Here is a 20,945-nt window from a genome sequence, read left to right as displayed (position 1 = left end):
GGTGGAACCATGATAAAGGACAGTAATTACCGGAATCTTGACATTATCGCTGAAAATATAATAAACGGACAGAAGCTCACAGATGATAACTTAAGAGAACTTCTTTCCCTGACAGAAGAAGAAGACATAGAGAAGCTGCAATACGTTGCAAGAAAAGTGAGAGACCACCATTTCGGGAACAGGGTCTTCCTCTACAGCTTCGTTTATTTTTCAACCCACTGCAAGAACAACTGTGCCTTCTGTTATTATAACAGGTGCAACGACATACAGCGCTATCGCCTTGATCTTGAAGAAATACGTAAAATTTCACGGGCAATCAGGAACGAGACCATCCACATGGTAGACCTTACAATGGGAGAGGACCCTTATTTCCACAACAATCCTGAAAAATTCGTTGATGTTGTAAAAGCAGTAAAGGAAGAAACAGGACTTCCAATAATGATCTCTCCTGGGGTCATGGATGACAATACTCTTAGCAGACTCCACGAAAGCGGAGCTAATTTTCTTGCACTCTATCAGGAAACTCATGATGAGAATCTCTACCGGAAACTGAGGGTGGGACAATCTTTCGATGAAAGGAATCATGCCAGAGAATTTGCGAGAACCAATGGTTACTGCGTTGAAGATGGTATCCTCACAGGTGTCGGAAATGATGTTGAATCAACCATAATCTCACTTCGTGGAATGCAAAAGGGACAACCAGATATGGTTCGTGTTATGACCTTCGTTCCACAGGAAGGAACTCCTCTTGAACTGGTATCACAGCAGTCCAGCCTGTCAGAACTTAAAATAATCTCAGTTCTCAGACTGATGTTCCCTGACAAACTCATTCCAGCATCCCTTGACCTTGAAGGAATCGATGGTATGGTAGACCGTCTTAACGCAGGTGCAAATGTGGTTACATCAATTATATCCGCAGATTCCTCACTAGAAGGCGTTGTCAACTATGACAGGGAACTTGAAGAAAGGGACAGGGACTCAAGAAGTGTCATTAATCGCCTGAGAAAAATAGGCATGGAGCCTGCGAGCCAGGCTGAATTTAACAGGATAATAGAAAAAAAACAGGGAACTCCGATAAAAATCCCGGTGGCTGCACTATGACTACTGTATGCATAATCGGTGGCAAGCTACAGGGTTTTGAGGTTACTTATCTTGCACATAAAGCAGGTATGGATGTCGTACTTGTTGATCGCAGGGAAAAACCCCTGATACGCAAGGTTGTTGACAGTTTTCACTGCTTCGATGTGGTCAGGGAACCTGAAAAACTCATCGAACTCTCAGAAAATATGGATGCTATCATCCCTGTGAACGAGAACCTTGAAACTATAGATTTTCTCAGAGGCATAAAGGATGAGCTTGCCTGTCCCGTACTCTTTGATTTCGATGCATATCACATCAGCATGGACAAGAAGCGTTCCAAGGACTATTTCAAGTCAATTGATATCCCAACTCCCGCAGATAAACCTACCAGTCCGCCATATTTTGTGAAACCACCATGTGAGAGCAGCAGTATCGGGACATCTATAATATATGATGACAAGGGGCTTGAAGGACTTGACCCTTCGATGCTCATTGAAGAGTATGTTGAGGGAGATGTGATTTCCCTTGAAGTGATAGGTGATGGAACTCACTTTGCAGTTGTAAAGGAAACAAAGATACACATCGATGAAACCTATGACTGTCATATGGTGACTCCCATTAAAAATTATCCTGAATTCAGGAAAATAACTTATGAGCTTGCCAGGAACATCAATCTTCAAGGAATAATGGATGTTGAAGCAATAGACAGTCCCAGGGGACTTAAGGTACTGGAAATAGATGCGAGGTTCCCGAGCCAAACACCTACGGCAGTTTATCACTCTACAGGAATCAACCTTGTGGAGATGCTCATGCAGGCGTTTGTGGGAGAAGTTCAGGAAATGGGAATGGCTCCTGAAACTAACTATTGCATTTACGAGCACCTTTTACTTGAAAATGGAGAACTGAAACCTGTTGGTGAGCATGTGCTTTCACAGGGAGACGAATACGTGCAGTTCCAGACTTCAGAAGGACTAGAAATATTCGAATCCAGAGGAGAGAACAGAAACAGTGTTTTCACCCTCATAAGCTATGGAACTGACAGAGAAGAGACTGAAACGATAAGACAGAATGGAATGGAAATGATCATCGGTCATTTCAGGAATATAGAACAGGAGGAATAAAAATGGCACTTTTAACACCGGAAGACCTTGAAAACCTTTCAATGCAACTTGAAGAGAATGATGAGATGGCAAAAAGGATTACAGGTCTTGATATCAAAGGTATATGCTCCGCATTATACGGTACAGAACCTGGTTCTGAAAAAGTAGCTATTATTCCAATAACTGCCGGCAATGGTATCATCAGTACTTTCACATCATCACTCCTGTTCATAGTCCAGTATTTCGGTTTTGAAGGATTTGTGACAGAACACCCCGATGTCACAGGTTATTATGAAGCTGTTTCTGAGGGTGCTGATATCATAATGATGGCAGATGACCACATCTTCACCGCTCACAACCTGAGAAATGAGAAAATAGTGAGCAACCACGTTGCTACAGGTGTGATATATGCTGACATTGCATCAAGATTCCAGGAAGCAAAGTCAAAAGATATACTTGTTATCGGACTCGGAAGAGTTGGTTATGCAGGAGCCTGTCACCTTGTGAACAAGGGATTTAATGTCTATGCATGTGATCCAAACAAGGAATTTCTGCAGAAGGCTGTGGATGAACTTGGGATCAAGCCCTATTGCAGTGATGACAGGAAAAAGTTCTCAATGGTCTTTGAGGCAACACCCAATGCAAATACCATATCAGAAGGTATGATCGAGGAGAGATGTCTTGTCTCAACTCCGGGAATTCCCTGCGGACTTCCACCTGAAATTGGGCAGAAGTATCATGTTGACCTTGTGATGGAGCCACTTGCAATCGGTGTGGCTTCAATGTTGTATTCTGTGATACAGAACTGAAAGTGTAAGTCTAAATTTAAAAGTCTAAATTGAAATTGGAGTGCTGAGAATATGTATGTGATTTCCCTTGACCTTGGAACCAGTGGTTTCAGGTCACAACTTATCGATCTTGAGAAACAGGAAACTGTAAAGACTGTAATCACAATGGGACACCCGCTTCCTGGTGGAAATGTAATGGACCACCTCGACTTTGCAATGGGCACCGGAACGGATGTGGCTCACGGGCTTATCATCGAAACTGTCAAAGAGATACTTGAAAAGTTCGATGTTGAACCTGAAAAGATACAGAGAATAGCTGTCTGCGGTAATCCAATACAACTCTCACTTTTCCAGAATATGGAGATCAGGGATCTTGCGTATGCAGGTGAAAACAAACAGGCATCACTTGGTGTTAAAGATGTGAAAAGGGATGCAAGGATATTCCCTGCAAACGAGATTTTTGCAGATATATATCCAATGGATAATTGTGAAATAGTTATTCCACCGGCAATCAAACACGAGATTGGTGCAGATGCCCTTGCAATGATGCTTGAAACAGATTTCATTCACCAGGCAGAACCCTGTCTTGTCACTGATTACGGCACCAATGCCGAAATGGCACTGAAGATCGGTGAAAGAATAATAACTGCAAGTGCAGCCGCAGGTCCTGCAATCGAAGGACAGGGAATTGCTTGTGGAATGCTTGCAGGTCCTGGAGCAATCAGTGATATTAACGTGGAAAATGGACACTGGAGGCTCACTGTTCTTGATGAAACAATGACTTCAGGTAAGGGTCCTCTTGTTGATCCGGTAAGTGGTGAAACAATAGAAGAAGGAGATCTTGTTCCAAAAGGTATCACCGGTACAGGTGTTATTTCTACAATGGCACTTGCAATCAAGGAAGGAATTATCGAGAAACTTCCGCAGTTACCCAATAGAAAACTGATACTTGGTGAGGGAATAGTTATCACCGACCAGGATGTCGAGGAAGTAGGTAAGGCAATCGGAGCAATCCGTGCCGCTCACATGACACTTATGGTTGAATCGGGACTTAAATATGAGGATCTCAGGTATTCATACATGTCAGGTGCAACTGGCACGTATGTGGATGCTGATAAAGCAAGACACATCGGTTCTGTTCCTGGTTTTTCAAGAGGAATTATCCAATTCGGTAACACTTCAATCGGATTGGCAAGGAAGATTGCAATCGATGTTTCAAAGCTGGATGAGGTTATTGCAGTTGCAAAAAAGATACATGCAGACCACCTGATGATGGCAACAAGTGATACTTTTAAGGATATCTATGTCTGCGAACTATCAACCTGGCAGCAGGGAATGCCTGCAGAGATGTACGCTCAGATGCTGGAAATGTATGGTATTCCTGTATTCCCGCAGGATCTTGAAAAAGTTGAAATCGAAAGAAGAGTTTCCAGGGATATCGATGACGTTGGTTACCTTGGCCTTGATATTGTAAAGGATATAGGAATCACACTTGAAGCTCCGGTTGAGAAATGTATACTCTGCCATGAATGCGTGGAAGAATGTCCTGAGGATGCACTGGAAATAATTGAAGAAAACGGTGCAAGAATTGTCAATATCGACAGTCAGCACTGTCTTGGCACAAGTTGCAGGCGCTGTGTGACAATCTGTCCTGAGCAGACAATGAATCATTCATTGCTGAAGATTAAGGAAGAATGATCAAATAAGATTATTCAAATTAATTTGAAGTTCCACTAGAAACAAAGGGATTAGAAATTATTCATTCAAAACATCAAGTGAAATATCATAGTTTTCGAGTTCAGACAAAAGTATTTTCAGCTTCTCATCTTTAATTTCTATAAGAGTCCTAATCCAATCTTGATGTTTTGAAACCTCAATTCCTTCTGGTGGAAAATTGGCCAACCATGTTACATCTCTGATAGTTGAATATGCATTTTTATAGTCATCAATATTTGGACTGTAATATTCACTTTTGATTTCATAAGACAATTTTGCAGAATCATAATATTGCTTACTTTTGACTTTTCCTATTTCCAGTATCCTACTCTGGCCCCTTCTGACAATAACAATGTCTTTTTCATCCATTATTTTTGTAAATTTCCAAATCTGAGAGGCCATGTTACCAATTTTTATCGGTGTCATATCACTAAAATCCAAATTTATCAAATGTTCTTTTAGTTCTTCATAAGTATGATACTTACTAGGGTCTCCATATTTACCCCATCCAATAACGATGAAGTTTCCTTTTCTGCACTCTTCCCAAAAAAATGATTGTTCTCCTAAAGCTATAACCCAACAATTTTTGGATTTCATTTAAAACACCCCAAAAATAGCATCTGAGTTGTAATATAAATAATTGTCTAAATTGATTTTACATGTTCAATTTTGCAAAAATAGAAATGACTTCATTCATTAAACTTTAGAATAGTGGTCTTCAGTGTTTCAAGATCAACCACCGGCACCTGTGCAGGTGTCGGTACAACATTTACTCTTTTCTGAAACTCAGTCTGGTCCTGCCATGTTCCTGAATTTATCAGCAGGGCATTCTTGTACCATTCCACACCAATGGTATGCACATGGCCGCAATGCAGTATATCAGGTACATTTCCAATAACAAAATAATCCTTCTTTTCAGGTGCAATGGAAACACGGCTTCCATAAATTGGTGAAAGGTGCCTGAATTTCATCATTTCTACCATTGCTTTTGTGGGTTCAGTATATGACACACCTGGAACTGAAGACACCAGATCATCAATTGAACGCCCGTGGTAGAGCATCACTTTTACACCATCAAGATCAACAATAGATGGATTTCCTACGAATGTAACATTCTCAGGGAAATAGTCCCTGATGCATTCAGGAAGTCTTGGCTGTGGCTCTGCCTGGCGAACTGCATCATGGTTTCCAGGAGAAATAATTATCTTGATGTGTTTTGGGATCATGTGGAAGTATTCACCGGCTTTTTTGTACTGGTCGTATACATCCATGATGGAAAGCTCATTTTCCTGTCCCGGATAAATGCCAACTCCATCCACAAGATCACCTGCAACAAGAAGATAACGTATTTCCTTAGAAATCTCCAGCAGGGCTTCGTTATCAGTATCCCCATTGAGGAAATCAAGGAAACGTTCCCATGGTTCTTCAAGGAAAGTGTTGCTTCCTATGTGGATATCAGATGTGAGAACTGCTTTTCCAAAGCTTCCGGTCTTTTTTGGATTTACCGCAGGAAGGTCCGGAAGCGTGACTTTCTGTGCTATCATTAAGTTGCCGTCATTTGTGAGAGTTCCTGTGAACCCCACAACCTCATCCAGAACAAAATGGCTGGCCTGCTCAAAAAGATCTTTGTCAGCAGAGCGTATAAGGACTGAAAATGAGCCTGTGGGGTCTTCGACCTCAAGAATCTTATGACCATTACTGGTGCTTTTCATATCAGAGATCATGCCTATTATAGAAACTTCCCCTGCTTCGCGGCTTCCTCTGAAGTTAGTTCCTTTGCCTTTTTTCAGACTCTCAATAGGTCGGGCTGTTATCCTGCCGCGTATGATATCACTAAGTCTTGTATACCTGTTCCTGAAAAACTGAACAAATTCCATGTACTCACCGACACACGTTGAATTGTCGGTAATATCAGAAAGTATGGAAATTGGACTGTCAACATTACAGTAATTACTCTTGAAACCTGATATTGGAGATGTCTGGTAGGATGAATATGAATCATAAGAACCATTTGTATCATGAGAATCATTGTAATTGTAGGATTTTTCCAGTTCAGGAGAAAGTTCTTCTGATAACTTAAATGTCTCTTCATTTACATGAAGTGATGAATTGAAACTTTCCAGATCAATGTGTTCGACATCAATAACAAGCACAGAAAGATCTATGTGTTCAAGTACGTAAGCCACAAGTTCCCCGGGGGAACAATGAGAACATATAAGGTCCACTGCTTCAGGACTTATCTGATAGCCTTCTTCAATAAAGGCTGTAAGCACATCAATTTCATTCATGGTGATACAATTTGGATTTAAGTACAGCTTATTTTACAATAAAAATTTGAAAAATGTTTTATAAGGGGGAAACATTTTATTTTTGCAATTATATTCCATACTCATTAATAGATTCTTTCATTGATTTGGACGGAAGACAGGTAAGAATATGAATTTAAAAGAAACCTACCATGTTTTCAAAGAAAGTGACAATTTCTTTGTTTCGCTTGCCCGGGACATTCTGACTGTTCTGTTAGCCGTATTGGTATTTGCAACTTTCTCTCAGATTGTTTTCGGTATGTGGACACCTATGGTTGCAGTGGAATCCGGAAGCATGGAACCACATATGAATATCGGTGATATCATATTCATCCAGAGCATCGACAGGACTGAAATTGTCACTTATGAAGAAGGCATGAATAACGATAATTACACTACCTTCGAAAAATACGGTAATGTAATACTTTATAAACCATACGGACAGGAAGGTGTGACCCCGATTATTCACAGGGCTATGTATTACGTTGAAGAAGGAGAGCCTATGTGGGATGGTGGTCCTGCTGCGCCTTATGCCGGTTACATTACAAAAGGTGACAACCAAATTACCAACAAATACTATGATCAACAGGGACAAGTCAGTTACCTGATGCCTGTTAAGGAAGACTGGGTAATTGGCGTTGCACGTTACAGAGTTCCATATATTGGATATCTGAGACTGCTACTTCCTGGTTTCTGACTAAAATAAAGCCAAATGCTAGAAAGCTGCAAATTAAAATACAAAAATTAGATTTAAAAGTTAAGAATAAAAAAGTTGTAATCTTTAAACCTGAATTTAAGTTTAAAGATGCAACTGTGTTGTGAGAACAGGTTTGAAGAACTCAAGTGGTTTAAGCCTGTAATCCTCAAACAATACTTTTTTCGTACTGTTTATAGGGACACTTAATACTATTTCTTTTGTCCTGCCGTATCTTCCTTTGCTGACGACAACTGCATTGACAATACCAAGCATATCAAGCTCTGACATGAGATCCGTTACCCTGCGCTGTGTTAAAATATCCATATCCACCTGAAGACAGAGCTGACGATACACATTGTAGACTTCTCCGGTTGTAACATTCTTGTAACCATTGTTTCTCAGAAGCATTACACTGTAGAGTGCAAGCTTTGATTGTGTGGGAAGCGTGCGCACAACTTCGATGACGCGATCAATCTCAATCTTTTCCTGAGCGCCTTTTACATGCTGTTCCTCAACACGTGATTTATTTTCCCGTTCTGCAATTTCCCCTGCAACCCTGAGAAGGTCAAGAGCGCGTCTCGCATCACCATGTTCCTGAGCTGCAAAAGCAGCACAAAGTGGAATTACCATTTCATCCAGTGCATCTGGCTTGTAAGCAATCTGGGCTCTCTCATGCAGGATATCACTAATCTGATCAGCATCGTATGGTGGGAAAATAATTTCTTCTTCTCCAAGTGAACTCTTTACTCTTGGATCAAGGAATTCTGTAAATTTGAGGTCGTTGGAAACGCCAATCATACTGACTTTTGCCTTTTCAAGATCTGTGTTGATTCTTGAAAGATTGTAAAGAACATCATCGCCTTTTTTTATCAGCTTATCAATTTCGTCCAGAATAATAATAACAACCTGTCTTTCATTATCGATTGTTTCCTTGAATTTGAAGAAGACCTGGTCAGTAGGCCATCCGGTCATCGGGACGTCTTCACCAAACTGTCTTGTGAGATTTGCAAGAAGTCTATACTGCGTGTCGATTACTTCACAATTAAGGTAGACAACTTTACATGAAAGTCCCAGAGACTCGCCTTTTCTTTCAAGCTCAATTCCAACATGTCTTGTAACAGCTGTTTTTCCTGTACCTGTTTTTCCGTAAATAAGAATGTTAGAAGGTGTATCTCCCCTGAGTGCTGAAACAAGAATAGAAGCAAGGCTATTGATTTGATCGTCACGGTGGACAAGCGAATCAGGAGTGTATGAATGTCTTAAAACCTCTTTGTTTTTAAAAATAGGTTCATTTTCCAGTAATTCCTGGAACAGGCCATCTAATGATTTACTTTGCATTTACTTATTTCACCCTATCCTTTAACTTACAAACTGTACTCAAACATCTGTTGTTATGGATAAGAACTACCAATCAAAAACAAATCAAAATCAATTTGGATCTTAATATAAAACTGGGAAACAAATTGTTAACTTGAAATGATTGACTGGATTTCCTCTCTCAATTCCAAAGGATACAATGGAAGTGGTGGTTATTAATGTTTATGGTTTAGACCCCTTTGTTTCAATTGGAGATTTATATAAAATAACAAACATGAACGTAAAAAAGCATCAGTATACTTTGTTAACGATTTGCAAATTCAAAAGGATATAAAGAAAAGAGTTTCATATGGAAGTAAACCCCTTTGTTTCAACTGGAAGGTTTATAAAAGACAGTGACCCTATGATTTCGTCTGGAAGCCAAAAAAAAGATATGACTATCTTTTTTAAAATTTAATAAAAAAAGATGGCAGTGTATGTATCAATATATTACTATATAAGCTTTTCTGAAGTTTAAGTTAATTTTAATTAAAATTTTTAAGATTAATTTAATAATTAAACTTAAAAACATCTGAAGTTGGTATAAAGTTGATTGAATTTCCAAAAATAGAATGAAATTTAAAAACTCCAGTAGAAATCATGGGGTTGCACTCATTAATAAAATTGATTTAATAAAAATCCCAAAAAATCCGGAATTCGAAAACCAAACTCCAGTGGAAACCATGGGGTGACTATCTTATCTAAAAATCTGTTAAAATCTAAGAAAAAAATATCAATATTTAAAATTTGATACTTGACTTTGTCAAATTAAATATCATCCATTAAATTATATCATCAATAAACAGTCTTAAAATAGTTTTATTTTTCTATAAATAGATATATAGAATAAAAGAAATATAGTCTTAATAGAAACTGTGTGGTGACAAGGGTAATGTTAATTGAAACCGAAAATGCAACAATCCAGTCAAAACTAGGATCTATAGAAACAGATATAGAAAATAATCTAATACTTAAATCATTATTAAATTCATTTCCTCATTTAATTGGTATATATGATAAGAATTACAATATTCTTTTTTTAAACCATGCTGGATTAATATTGTCAGGTTTTAATCCCGGAGAAGAAAAAACAAAAAAATGTTTTCAGATATTTGGAAAATCAAATCCCTGTGAAAATTGTCCTGAAACTATTTCACGTAAAGATGATTCATTCGGATATAATGCTTATCTGGATCAGAAAGACAAATACATTTGTCTGCAATCATCTTTTAATTATAGTTCAACCGGAGATTTAACTACTGGAGATTTAAGTTATATTACAGAATTTGCCAGATTTGAAAGTTCAAACTTTTTTTGCAGTTTTCAGAATGAAGATGAACAAACTCATATTACTTTTGATTCGTTGGTAAGATCAATTCCATCGGTAGTGTATTTTAAAAACAAATTGGGACAGGCTGTAATCTGCAATAAAGCATTTGAAAAATTTACCAATCTTTCCAGCTCTGAAATTATAGGTAAAACAGATAAACAACTTTTTCCACAAAATATTGCAGACAAATTTTTTGAGCTTGATCAGGAAGCTATCACCACAGGTGAAACTATACGTGAAACAATGGATTTCATTGATCAGGAAGGAGAGAAGAAATTCATTGAAGTAACAAAAACAGTGATTTTTGATTCACAAGAAAATATGGAAGGAATCGTCACCCTAATGCGTGACGTCACAGAACATGTGATTTCTGAAGAAACATTGAAAATATCAAGGGATGAACTTGTCCAGACCTATGAATTTATTCATAACCTTATGGAGCTCTCACCCATAGCAACTTTGTCTCTGGATAATGACATGAGAATTATAACAATAAACCAGAGAGCTCTTGATGCTTTAGGTTTTGAATTTGATGAGTTGATTGGTGTTTCTTTTTTGAATTTACTGAAAAAGCCGGAAAAATTCAAAAGAGGATCTACAAAGTCTAAAGTGCTTGAATTCATCACAAAAGAAGGAACTTCTTTAATGGCTAATGTATCACAATCAATTGTAACAAAAGAAGGCATGGATGAAAGAGCTGTAATTACTTTCCAGAATATTTCCGATCTTCGAAGTCTCTTTTTTGATCCTTTGCAGGAAGAAATATCGGATATTAACATCAATTCAAAATATATAGAACTTGAAGCTGGTCACATTTACTACAAGGATGGGATTGAATCAGACGAAAGTTACACGATGTTTGCAAATATGGTCAAAAGCGGTATACCAGGTCTTTGTATAACAAGGCAGAATCCTGAAAGAATAAGAGCAGAATATGGTCTCTTAAAAACTCCTTTTATCTGGTTAACAAAAAATCAGGAATCTGGACAACCGTACATAAATTCCAGTGAGCTTTACAAGTTGCAGCCTGCAATTTATAATTTTATAGAAAAAGTTGATCGTGGAGTCGTATTTCTGGATGGTCTGGAATATTTAGCTCTTGACAATGACATTAAATCTGTTATAAAAGCCGTTGAGGAAGTAAACGATTCGGTTATGAGCTCAACATCCAGCATGGTTATTCATGTTGATTCTTTAACCCTTGAACAAAAGGATTTTCACTTAATGACCCGCTGGATGAAACATATTAAAAGCAGTGTGGAAGATGCCGGAGAATGAATTAACTAAAAACAGTTGTAAAATAAGACAAGAGGTAATCTGTCATGGAATACTCTGAAGTTGAACTTGACTTTATAGTGGGTATTCCTCAGCTTGTTACTAATATAACTATTTCTGATTCTCAGTGGACACGCGGTAAAGTAGGCATAAGTGAGCAGGAATTGTGGCTTTCAAATGGAGACGATTGGGACACTATTCCTTTAAAATCAATAGAACTTGTAAACCGGAAACTGCCAAAAACCATAGAAAACAGGATAATGGCTTCCAGTCGTCATTCTCATTATATTGTCGTGGATTACAAAAAACTCTCAATGTTTGGTACAGGTTATGTGACTTCTTCTATGATCTTTACCGGAGACAAAAATGATATTGAAAAAATAAAATCCTATCTGCTTTCATATCTGGGTTTCAGCGCAGATGCAGAATATGAGCAACTAAGTCCTGAACAGGTAAGATTATTGTTCCTGCTTTCTTCAGGAATAAGCGATATGGATGTACTCCTTCCTATTTTCGATAAGGATAAGATTCTTTTGAAACATGCATTCGCAGTACTTAAAAAGAAAAAATTTGTTGATGAATTTGCTCTTGTCACTCCCAAAGGATTTGCAATGGTTGAAGATCTTAAAGGGAAAGGCGAAGGTACCATTGGAAAAGATCTTAGCAAATCTTTCAAGCAGATAGCAAAAAGCTGGAGCAACACTACAAGTTTCAAGGCTACTGAAAATATGAACAAAGTTTCCTGGAAATATGATATTTCTTCATTGATAGGTCATGTGAATACCGAACATCTCTGGAAATTTCTTCCACTGAAACACCTGGAAAAAGTCAGCATTGAAATTTCAGAGTCAGGTTCAAATCTGAAAATGAACACTGAGCATGATGTTGAAGTTACTCTTGACTCTATTGAAGATACAATTACTTTTGCTCTTTTTGATATTCTGAATAGTGAATATAATTCTGTATATAAACTTGTCAATGCTATTTATATTGGAGTTAAAGATAAAAAAGATCTGGCTTACCTGTGTTCCATTGAACCTTTTGCTGTATCTTCAAAACTTGAATATATGGTGCAGACAGAACTTATTGAAGATGATCTTACCCTGACCCCCAAGGCAATTAAGATGATAAGAGACAACATGAGTTCGAAATTAACAGATTCTTCTTTGACCGGTTTTGTGGAATCTGACAGGCTCAGGGAATTTGAAATGGAATATGCTAAGAAAAAGATGATGGATAAATTATTGTGATGAAAAGGTGATGTAAATGAGATTCATAGATACGATTGAGGGATTGAACAAGGTTTTCCAGACTGATATACCAAGAAATAGTGTTGTTCTGATTACCGGTGCCCCAGGTACTCTAAAATCAGGACTGACGTTCTCTATTCTTTCAAAATACCTGGAAGGTGCTGATGAGTATGGATTGTATATAACTCTTGAAGAAAGCAAGGCTAACCACATCAGAAACATGGAGCATATGGGAGTAAATCTCACAGAGAGACTTGGTATCCTTGATTATAGCGATTACCGGTTGCAGTTTGATGAATACACACAGGATCTTGTTGCTACAATTGAGACCCAGATAATGCAGTATAAAAGAAAGTGGGGTGACAAATTTTCCTGTGTTGCACTGGATTCCCTGGGTGCATTGTATTCTCTTATGGAAGAGAGTGATGATGAAATGCGTAAACGTCTGTATCATCTTTTCGAGCCTCTTCGCCGTGAGAACCTTACCTCCTTTATCATATTCGAGAATTTCAATACCCTTGATACACACCAGTCACAATCAGGTATAGAAGGTTATCTTACAGATGGGATAATTGAGCTTGGAATAGCTTCAAAGCAAAATGTGTCTTATCGTTTCATAAGAGTTCTTAAAATGCGTGCTACAACCCATAGTATGGATCCCTGGGTGGTCACAGTTTCCGATGAAGGTCTTAAAATATACAAAGGTGTTTCCTGATCTTCCCTTTCTATACCTTCTCTTTTTTTATTTTTTGTTATTTTTGAATAACCTCTTTTTGAAAGATTTTAACAACGAATTCTTAAACAATTCCTTAAATAATTATATTTGCTGTTTCGTAACACAATTGTTTTAAGCATCTTCCTTTATTCATATAGCAAATGAACGAAACCGGCCTATCTGAAGAGGAAATACGTAGCATCTTAAGTGATTCTAAAGGTAAGGACCTGAAATACGAACGCGTACTGAGTTCCATGTGTACTTATCCGCATAAAATAGCTGTCCAAGCGCACATGCAGTTCATAGAATCGAATATGGGTGACTTCGGTCTATTCAGAGGAACTTATAATCTCGAGAAAGAAATTTTGGGTTCACTTGGAGATTTGCTCCATAAAGCCGATGCTGTAGGCTATATGACAACAGGCGGCACTGAATCTAATATTCAGGCAATTCGTTCAATGAGAAATCTCTTTTTACAGAGTCCGGAGTACCAGAAATCTGTAAACAGCAATAAAAAAACTCATAATAAATGTTCACGACCGAATCTGGTGGTTCCTGATTCAGCTCATTTTTCTTTCGATAAGGTTTCGGACATTCTTGATGTCGAGCTCAGGAAAGCAAGTCTTGATGATGAACTAAAAGTTTCGGTTGAATCTGTAAAGTCATTAATTGATGAGAACACAATTGGCCTGGTTGCAATTGCAGGTTCAACAGAGTTCGGCCAGGTCGACCCAATAAAAGAACTCTCAGATATTGCTGTTGAAAAAAATATTTTCCTGCATGTTGATGCGGCATTCGGAGGTTTTGTCCTTCCTTTTATGAAAACTTCCTGTGAGTTTGATTTTGATTTTAAATTGCCAGGAGTAACATCCATAGCAATCGATCCTCATAAAATGGGTCTGAGCACAATCCCGGCAGGAGTTCTTCTTTTCCGTGATTCTCATCAGCTTGAAAGTCTTAAGGCGGATACTCCGTATCTTACTGTTTCCACACAGTACACACTGACAGGAACAAGAAGTGGAGCCGCAGTTGCAGCAACTTATGCTGTTATGAACTATCTTGGAAAAGAAGGTTACAGGAAAACAGTTTCCAGATGTATGGAGCTTACTGATTATCTTCTGGATAAACTTGCGGAGTTGGATATTCATCCTCTTATCAAACCGGTTATGAACGTAGTTGCGCTGGAAGTCCCAGAATGTGACCTTGTCAGAAGTAAGCTGGCAAAGGAATTTAACTGGCAGGTTTCCATAACCCAGAACCCACACGGACTTCGTCTTGTTATTATGCCTCATGTCAGTTTTGAGATGATTGACTCTTTTGTTGCTGACCTAAAAAAAGTCCTCAACACACTTTGAACCCCTTTATATTTTCCCCTTTTAAGTTTTCAGAATAAAAAAAATAAAACGAAAAAGAGAGGAAATAATGAAAATGAAAAAAGTTGAAAATAAAAGTTGAGGGGATGAGGCTTGATGACACCTGGCCTTGAAGCGTGTAAGGCGTGTGTTCATCTTGCCTGTTCTAAATTCTAGTATGTGTTTGTTACTTATACTCCTGAGCCAAGCGGGGTGAAAGTATTCAGAAATATTTCTCAGAATATTTTCAGGAACGAGGTTCAGGAAAAATATTGTGCTTATTCTCATAAATAAGTTAAAACTAAATATTAACCCATCTAAAATACTGTCATGAATTCTTCATATAAGATCGGGAGCATCATGGGAATACCCATAAAAGTGCATATCACTTTTCTGTTTATACTTCCCATTTTTGCACTTGTATTCGCAACAAACCCACAACCTTATGGTTTTGCGGATATTGGTTCGCCTGTAATGACATACGGTCTCTCACTTTTAACGACCATATTACTATTTGTCTGTGTACTGCTCCACGAACTTGGTCACTCATACATAGCTAAAGGCTATGGTGTTGAAATAAAAGATATAACACTGATGTTACTGGGTGGCGTCTCATCCATGGAAGAAATTCCAAGAGAACCATCACAGGAATTTAAGATGGCATTTGCAGGTCCTCTTGTAAGTCTGATAATAGGTTTCGTTCTTCTGGGACTAAATGTGGTTGCTTCTGCTTATGTCCCAACTTATAGTAATACCTGGATCTTCCTTATGGTAAGCATCCTTGCTACTATAAACATAATACTGGCAATCTTCAATCTGATTCCGGCTTTCCCTATGGATGGTGGAAGAATTCTAAGATCTATGTTTGCAAAGAGGATGAGCTATGTAAAGGCCACTCACTACGCCGCATCAGTTGGAAAGATGTTTGCTTTCCTGATGGCCCTCGTTGGTGTAGTTTCAAACCTGTGGCTGCTTTTGATAGCATTTTTTGTATATATGGGTGCTTCCGAAGAGGACAAATCAACAACTGTTACTGTTGGTCTTGAGAATTACAAGGTTGCTGATGTCATGTCCAAAGAAGTAATATCAGTTGAACCGGAGATGACAGTTGAGGATCTCTCACATTTTATGTTTGAGAACAAACATCTGGGATACCCTGTAATAAAAAGCAATTCTTTAAAAGGGATTGTAACGTTTACAGACATACGAAATGTAATGCCACATGAAAGATATGCGGTTCTTGTATCCGATGTTATGACTAAAGATGTCGTAACACTGCCATCAAGTTCCAGTGCGGCAGAAGCATTCAAGATAATGACAATCAATAATATAGGGCGTATTCTGGTAGTGGATGACGGTAATGTTACAGGCATCCTCTCAAGAACTGATCTTATGAGATCACTGATGTTATTGACCGAGTGAGCAGGTAGTTCTAAAGTTTTAAAGAGGATCTACATTGAAACATGATAATTTAAGTGATTCCCAGGAAAACTCTTCGGATTACAGTTACACATCAACAAATGATGAGATGTATTCTGAGGAATATCCGGGGAGTTCATCGTTTTCCAGTTCAGGGCCTTCTGAGATCCAGATTATAAAAGAGGTCATCAAAGATGATATTTCTGAAAAACCTGCATCTGAAGGTGAAACTGAAAATACTGGCAGGCCCAGCGAGATAATTCTTGTGGGAACAGCCCACGTCTCTGAAAAAAGTGTCAGGGAAGTTAATGAGACTATTGAGCGTGAAAAACCGGACATAGTTGCAGTCGAACTCTGCCATGCAAGGTATGAGGCTCTTAAAGGTAATGTTCAGAATTCTGACATTCCGGTAAAGGAGCTTCTCAAGGAAGGCAAGGTTTATTTCTATCTTGTTCACATGCTGCTGGCTCATATCCAGAAGAAATTCGCTGATGAGATGGGTGTCCAGCCTGGTGCTGAGATGATTAGTGCTATAGAGGCTGCTGAAGCCAGTGGCGCACAGGTTCTTCTCATTGACAGGAATGTTCAGGTAACCCTCCAGCGTTTCTGGAGCAAGATGGGTTTTTTCGAGAAACTGAAGATGCTCGGTGGACTTATTGCTGCTGTTTTAGGTATTGGCGGCACTCAGGATATCGACATGGACACAATTACCAATCAGGATATGGTTTCCATGCTGGTTGAGGAATTCAGGGACACATCTCCAAATGCTGTCAAAGTTCTCATTGATGAAAGAGATGCATACATGGCTAATAATCTTGTTAAAGCTGCCATTGGCGGCAATAAGAAGATCGTAGCCGTTATAGGAGCTGGCCACAGGGCTGGTATCCAGCGTTATCTTGAGAACCCAAAGTCAATTCCAAGAATTAACTATGGAGTTGAAGCTCCGAAGAAAAAATTCAGCATCATGAAGCTTTTCGGTGTTCTGGTGGTTGCACTTGCTCTTGGAACATTCGCATTACTGATTCTTTCCGGTGTTCCACTGGAAACACTTGCAATTGCATTTGCATGGTGGTTCATTATAAATGGTGTTCTCAGTGCTGCAGGAGCAATACTTGCAAGAGGTCATCCATACTCAGTTATGACCGCGTTTTCTGTTGCATGGCTCACATCCCTTAACCCGATGATGGCAGCAGGATGGTTTGCGGGTCTGACTGAAGCGAAATATCGTCCTCCAACAACTGATAATTTCAAAGAGCTTGTTGAGATCGAAACAACTGAGGATATGATGAAGAACAACCTTTTCCGTGTGGTAATGGTTGCAGCTCTTGCAAATCTTGGAAGTATGATCGGTACTTTCCTTGGTGTTTATGTAATGATTCAGGTTACAGGAATCGATCCTCAGGAACTTATCCGCAATGGAATAAGTGCCGGATTTGCAGCTCTTGGACTGGGTTAAAAAAGTAAACCACTTTTAATCCCTTTTTACTTTCTTTTTTACACTTGTCTTTTGAGTTTTCCCATTTCATCAAACTTAGCTGCCAGCTTGTAGGATATATTTGAGAGATAGGCAGTTCCCCAGGTTGCTGCAAGTACAGCTCCGAAAAGGTCGAACATAAGATCCAGCATTGTATCTCCAATTCCATGCTGGGCAAGTATGGCATCAAATCCAAGTGTTGATGTAAACACATCGCTTAAAAACTCGATAATTTCCCAGACTACTCCCATTGCAAGTACGAAGATGAGGATGAAAATGAAGAGCACCCTGGGAGGTATGTAAATTTCATCAACGTAAATGTCGATGGCTCTTATCAGGGTATATCCGGCAGCTGCAACCACACTTGCTGAAAGTGCATGGGTTACATGGTCCCAGTTGTCAATGTAGTCATAAAATTCGAAAGTTCCAATAGTGTGCAGAAAGATAGCCAAAGTGAGCCAGAGTACCACTCCTGTATCCTGTTTGATGTTATATTTGCGTGTGATTATATGAGGTACAAAAGTGAGGATAAGTCCGGTTGTTGCATTCACTGTGGTGGATAAGTCCCTTCTTAAGATTCCAAACAGTAGCAGCAGTACAAGTCCACCCTGCAGTATTCTGGCTGCTAAAACCTGTGTTTTATCGGAAATTCCAAGAAGTTTGCGTATGGGGGCAGGTGGTCTGTGTGTGACATAATCATCTGTTTCTACCGAAAAATGAGTTGGAACCTCAACAAGATCTGTATTATTGGATGACCTGAAATACCATCCGAATAAAGCTCCTGCTGCAACCCCGGATATTGTGGCATAGATGAATTGGTGCATCACAGCATCATTAATAGCATCAGGTGAAATACCACCAAGGAGGTAGCTGGTTCCAAAATAAATGTCCAGCAGCCATTCAACAAGATGCCAGAGTCCTGATATTGCAAGTGTTGTGACGATAACCAGCAATATGGCAAATTTGTAGGTCATCTTAACTGAGGTGAACCAGTTGATTTCAGCAGCTACAAGTAGTGAAATGGTTGCTACTGAAATGTAAAACGGTATACTGGTGGAAAAGAAGTACCATGCTGTGGAACTCCCTACTATTGGCAGGATTGCCAGGAAGATAAAATACCACGATGGCATAACTGAGAGTTTACGCATCCTGATGGCAGGTATTATTATTATGCCTATGACAAAGGCGATCAATATGGTCCACATGAACCTGCCGTAGATGAAGTTCCCTATTCCAAGCAGTGTCAGAAACAGGACCATTGTCCAGCCAGCGAATGCATTAAGCGGTGTATTTTTCAGGATTTTGCTGAGTTTGTCTATCTGGACCATGATTGTGCCTAAATTACAGTAGATGGTTACTGATATTAAATTCTGTTTAAACAGGAATAAACTATAATTTTGTTAAATCAAAGAACTATAATTTTATCAGAACTAAAAATAAAAAATTTATAGTTTTAGTGAGTAATATTGTAGAAGATGTTACTATGAAAAGAAAAATCTTCTTTACTGTTATTTTTGCATTATTCCTGATGACTTCACAAGTTAAAGCCATCGAAAGCCAAAGTAATGAGAATGTATCTTCTGAAGCAATAAACCAGCTTATACAGGAACTTGGTAATTCCAATACTACGATCAAATCAAATGCCGCTAAAACCCTTGTAGATATCGGAGACCCTGTAGTTGACCCTTTGATTTCAGCTTTGAATGATGAAAATTACGATGTCAGGGAAAATGCAGCTCTTGTCCTGGGAAAGATTGGTAATGAAACAGCAATAGATCCTATGATTTCAGCTCTTTCAGAACAGGAATGGGATGAATCACAGGAAGAAGAGGAGTTTGGTCGAGCACTTGGAACAGCTCTTGGTAGTTTTGGTGAACCGGCAGTTGAACCGTTGTCTGAGTTTTTAGCGGGAAAAGAGTATAGTAGTTCTGCGGGACATGCGATGGCTGCTCTTGAGTTGATAGGGGAACCAGCAGTTCCTGTATTTGTTGACTTACTTTATACGGAACTCAGAGTTGAATCCGCTTATCATCTAAGAATGATCGGTGAACCTGCTGTAGATTATTTGATACCATTATTAGATGATGAAGATCCTAATGTTCAAGGTAGAGCAGCAGAAGCACTTGTAGGTACAAGTAACCCGGATGTTGTAGAACCATTGACCAAGCTACTGGATGATGACAATGAGTATGTAAGGAACATGGCTCAACATGCCCTTGAAAGCATGGAGAATCAATATCCACAAGAGAGTTTCCTTTACGGAAGAGAGCGTGAGTTCTTTGTAGAGGACGAAAAAAGAGAGTGGTTGAGTTCACTCGAACCAATTGTAAAGGGGAGAAGTGAATATATTATGCCATATTTCTACCCGGATGGTCCTGTAATAGGATATGGTTTATATTATAAAGGATATTTAACAGTTGATCTTCTCATCGGCTCTGAAGTTAATGATAGTTATATGGCTGAGATTTACAGTGTCATTGATGAAGAGGCTCTTAAAAATGGTGTTGAGGAAGTTCCGGTTCTTTTTTCATATACATCAATGCCGGTAGAGGATGTAGAAAAAGTAGAGATTCCTGATGTTTTGTTGGGACTAACAACCGACGAAGGTGCAAGTAGAATATTGTTGCCAGCAGGTTTCATGGCAGTGATTTTAATTATATTAGTAATTGGTCTTCTTCTGAGTAGAAAGAAGTAATAAAATCTCTCTACTCTTCCGGTATCGGAAGTCCATGCTGTCTCAAAAATGACAATTTGTCCCAGTATCCTCTCTGAAAAACGATCTTATCATTTACAACATGGAAAAATCCACATCCACGGAGTCCGAGGGGGTCTTTCCACTCAAGAATTGCCCACTCTCCGTCCTCAAAGATATTCTCAACTATGCAGACCATCTCGGCTCTGGCAAACTCTTCTTTGAACATCTTTCTGATGGCTTCTCTGCCTTCAACCGGTTCTTCGGGAACCTGATAGTTTACGGCATCCTCACTATACATTTCACCAAGTTCGTCGAAGTCTGCATTGTTGAAGGCTTCGACCCATTTTTCTATAAGTTCTCTCGGACGCATTATCTCAATCCTTACTTACCTG

The 20,945-nt window shown here is 38.8% G+C and carries 17 protein-coding genes; 12 read left to right on the top strand and 5 right to left on the bottom strand.

Annotation, left to right across the window (positions count from 1 at the left end; translation table 11 throughout):
- Positions 1-9 precede the first annotated feature (9 nt).
- The 4 genes from pylB to METTI_RS07470 are packed head-to-tail and all read left to right on the top strand — an operon-like array spanning position 10 to position 4,666.
- Positions 10-1,101, top strand: coding sequence for a methylornithine synthase PylB (pylB, locus tag METTI_RS07485; protein ID WP_023845213.1), 1,092 nt, complete (start codon positions 10-12; stop codon positions 1,099-1,101).
- Complete coding sequence (gene pylC, locus METTI_RS07480) at positions 1,098-2,201, top strand: 3-methylornithine--L-lysine ligase PylC (protein WP_023845212.1); 1,104 nt, start codon at positions 1,098-1,100, stop codon at positions 2,199-2,201. Before pylB ends, pylC begins: the two co-directional genes overlap by 4 nt.
- 2 nt (positions 2,202-2,203) lie before the next feature.
- Positions 2,204-2,989 (top strand): 3-methylornithyl-N6-L-lysine dehydrogenase PylD, encoded by a 786-nt coding sequence (gene pylD, locus METTI_RS07475; protein ID WP_023845211.1) that lies wholly within the window; start codon positions 2,204-2,206, stop codon positions 2,987-2,989.
- A 51-nt stretch (positions 2,990-3,040) separates the two neighbouring features.
- Positions 3,041-4,666 carry a methylamine methyltransferase corrinoid protein reductive activase gene (locus tag METTI_RS07470; RefSeq protein WP_023845210.1) on the top strand — a complete coding sequence of 542 codons (1,626 nt, stop codon included), beginning with the start codon at positions 3,041-3,043 and terminating at the stop codon, positions 4,664-4,666.
- A 57-nt stretch (positions 4,667-4,723) separates the two neighbouring features.
- Here METTI_RS07470 and METTI_RS07465 read toward each other — a convergent pair whose 3' ends face one another.
- Both METTI_RS07465 and METTI_RS07460 read right to left on the bottom strand, forming a co-directional pair.
- Positions 4,724-5,281: a hypothetical protein gene (locus METTI_RS07465; protein WP_048135277.1), complete on the bottom strand. Its 558-nt coding sequence runs from the start codon at positions 5,279-5,281 to the stop codon at positions 4,724-4,726.
- Between the two features lie 92 nt (positions 5,282-5,373).
- The gene (locus METTI_RS07460) at positions 5,374-6,972 is read right to left on the bottom strand and encodes a DNA-directed DNA polymerase II small subunit (protein WP_023845209.1); all 1,599 of its coding nucleotides are present in this window, start codon (positions 6,970-6,972) and stop codon (positions 5,374-5,376) included.
- Positions 6,973-7,120: 148 nt separating this feature from the next.
- Between METTI_RS07460 and METTI_RS07455 the strand changes: the two genes are divergently transcribed.
- Positions 7,121-7,687: a signal peptidase I gene (locus METTI_RS07455; protein WP_023845208.1), complete on the top strand. Its 567-nt coding sequence runs from the start codon at positions 7,121-7,123 to the stop codon at positions 7,685-7,687.
- Positions 7,688-7,789: 102 nt separating this feature from the next.
- On the opposite strand, the gene METTI_RS07450 is transcribed toward METTI_RS07455, so the two are convergent.
- Positions 7,790-9,025, bottom strand: coding sequence for an ORC1-type DNA replication protein (locus tag METTI_RS07450; protein WP_023845207.1), 1,236 nt, complete (start codon positions 9,023-9,025; stop codon positions 7,790-7,792).
- Between the two features lie 1,381 nt (positions 9,026-10,406).
- On the opposite strand from METTI_RS07450, the gene METTI_RS07445 reads away from it, so the two are divergent.
- The 6 genes from METTI_RS07445 to METTI_RS07420 all read left to right on the top strand — a co-directional run bounded on the left by METTI_RS07445 (position 10,407) and on the right by METTI_RS07420 (position 17,840).
- On the top strand, positions 10,407-11,651 hold the full coding sequence (locus METTI_RS07445; protein ID WP_245596094.1) for a DUF835 domain-containing protein: 1,245 nt from the start codon (positions 10,407-10,409) through the stop codon (positions 11,649-11,651).
- Positions 11,652-11,695: 44 nt separating this feature from the next.
- Positions 11,696-12,898, top strand: a complete 1,203-nt coding sequence (locus METTI_RS07440) for a CheF family chemotaxis protein (protein WP_023845206.1) — start codon at positions 11,696-11,698, stop codon at positions 12,896-12,898.
- 16 nt (positions 12,899-12,914) lie between these two features.
- Positions 12,915-13,613, top strand: coding sequence for an RAD55 family ATPase (locus tag METTI_RS07435; RefSeq protein ID WP_023845205.1), 699 nt, complete (start codon positions 12,915-12,917; stop codon positions 13,611-13,613).
- A gap of 161 nt (positions 13,614-13,774) precedes the next feature.
- Entirely contained in the window at positions 13,775-14,968 is a 1,194-nt protein-coding gene (gene mfnA / locus METTI_RS07430) for a tyrosine decarboxylase MfnA (RefSeq protein WP_023845204.1), read from the top strand.
- 327 nt (positions 14,969-15,295) lie between these two features.
- Complete coding sequence (locus METTI_RS07425) at positions 15,296-16,387, top strand: M50 family metallopeptidase (protein ID WP_023845203.1); 1,092 nt, start codon at positions 15,296-15,298, stop codon at positions 16,385-16,387.
- A gap of 106 nt (positions 16,388-16,493) precedes the next feature.
- Entirely contained in the window at positions 16,494-17,840 is a 1,347-nt protein-coding gene (locus METTI_RS07420) for a TraB/GumN family protein (protein WP_084324051.1), read from the top strand.
- Positions 17,841-17,878: 38 nt separating this feature from the next.
- On the opposite strand, the gene METTI_RS07415 is transcribed toward METTI_RS07420, so the two are convergent.
- Positions 17,879-19,186 (bottom strand): hypothetical protein, encoded by a 1,308-nt coding sequence (locus METTI_RS07415; RefSeq protein ID WP_023845201.1) that lies wholly within the window; start codon positions 19,184-19,186, stop codon positions 17,879-17,881.
- A 155-nt stretch (positions 19,187-19,341) separates the two neighbouring features.
- On the opposite strand from METTI_RS07415, the gene METTI_RS07410 reads away from it, so the two are divergent.
- A complete protein-coding gene (locus METTI_RS07410; RefSeq protein WP_023845200.1) occupies positions 19,342-20,553 on the top strand; it encodes a HEAT repeat domain-containing protein in 1,212 nt (403 codons plus the stop codon).
- 10 nt (positions 20,554-20,563) lie between these two features.
- Here the strand turns inward: METTI_RS07410 and METTI_RS07405 are convergent, their stop codons facing one another.
- The gene (locus METTI_RS07405; RefSeq protein WP_023845199.1) at positions 20,564-20,923 is read right to left on the bottom strand and encodes a nuclear transport factor 2 family protein; all 360 of its coding nucleotides are present in this window, start codon (positions 20,921-20,923) and stop codon (positions 20,564-20,566) included.
- Positions 20,924-20,945 lie beyond the last annotated feature (22 nt).

This window comes from Methanolobus tindarius DSM 2278 (assembly GCF_000504205.1).
GTDB lineage: Archaea > Halobacteriota > Methanosarcinia > Methanosarcinales > Methanosarcinaceae > Methanolobus > Methanolobus tindarius.
Note: the sequence above shows the minus strand (reverse complement) of the source record. Positions and strands in the feature narration are given on the sequence as shown.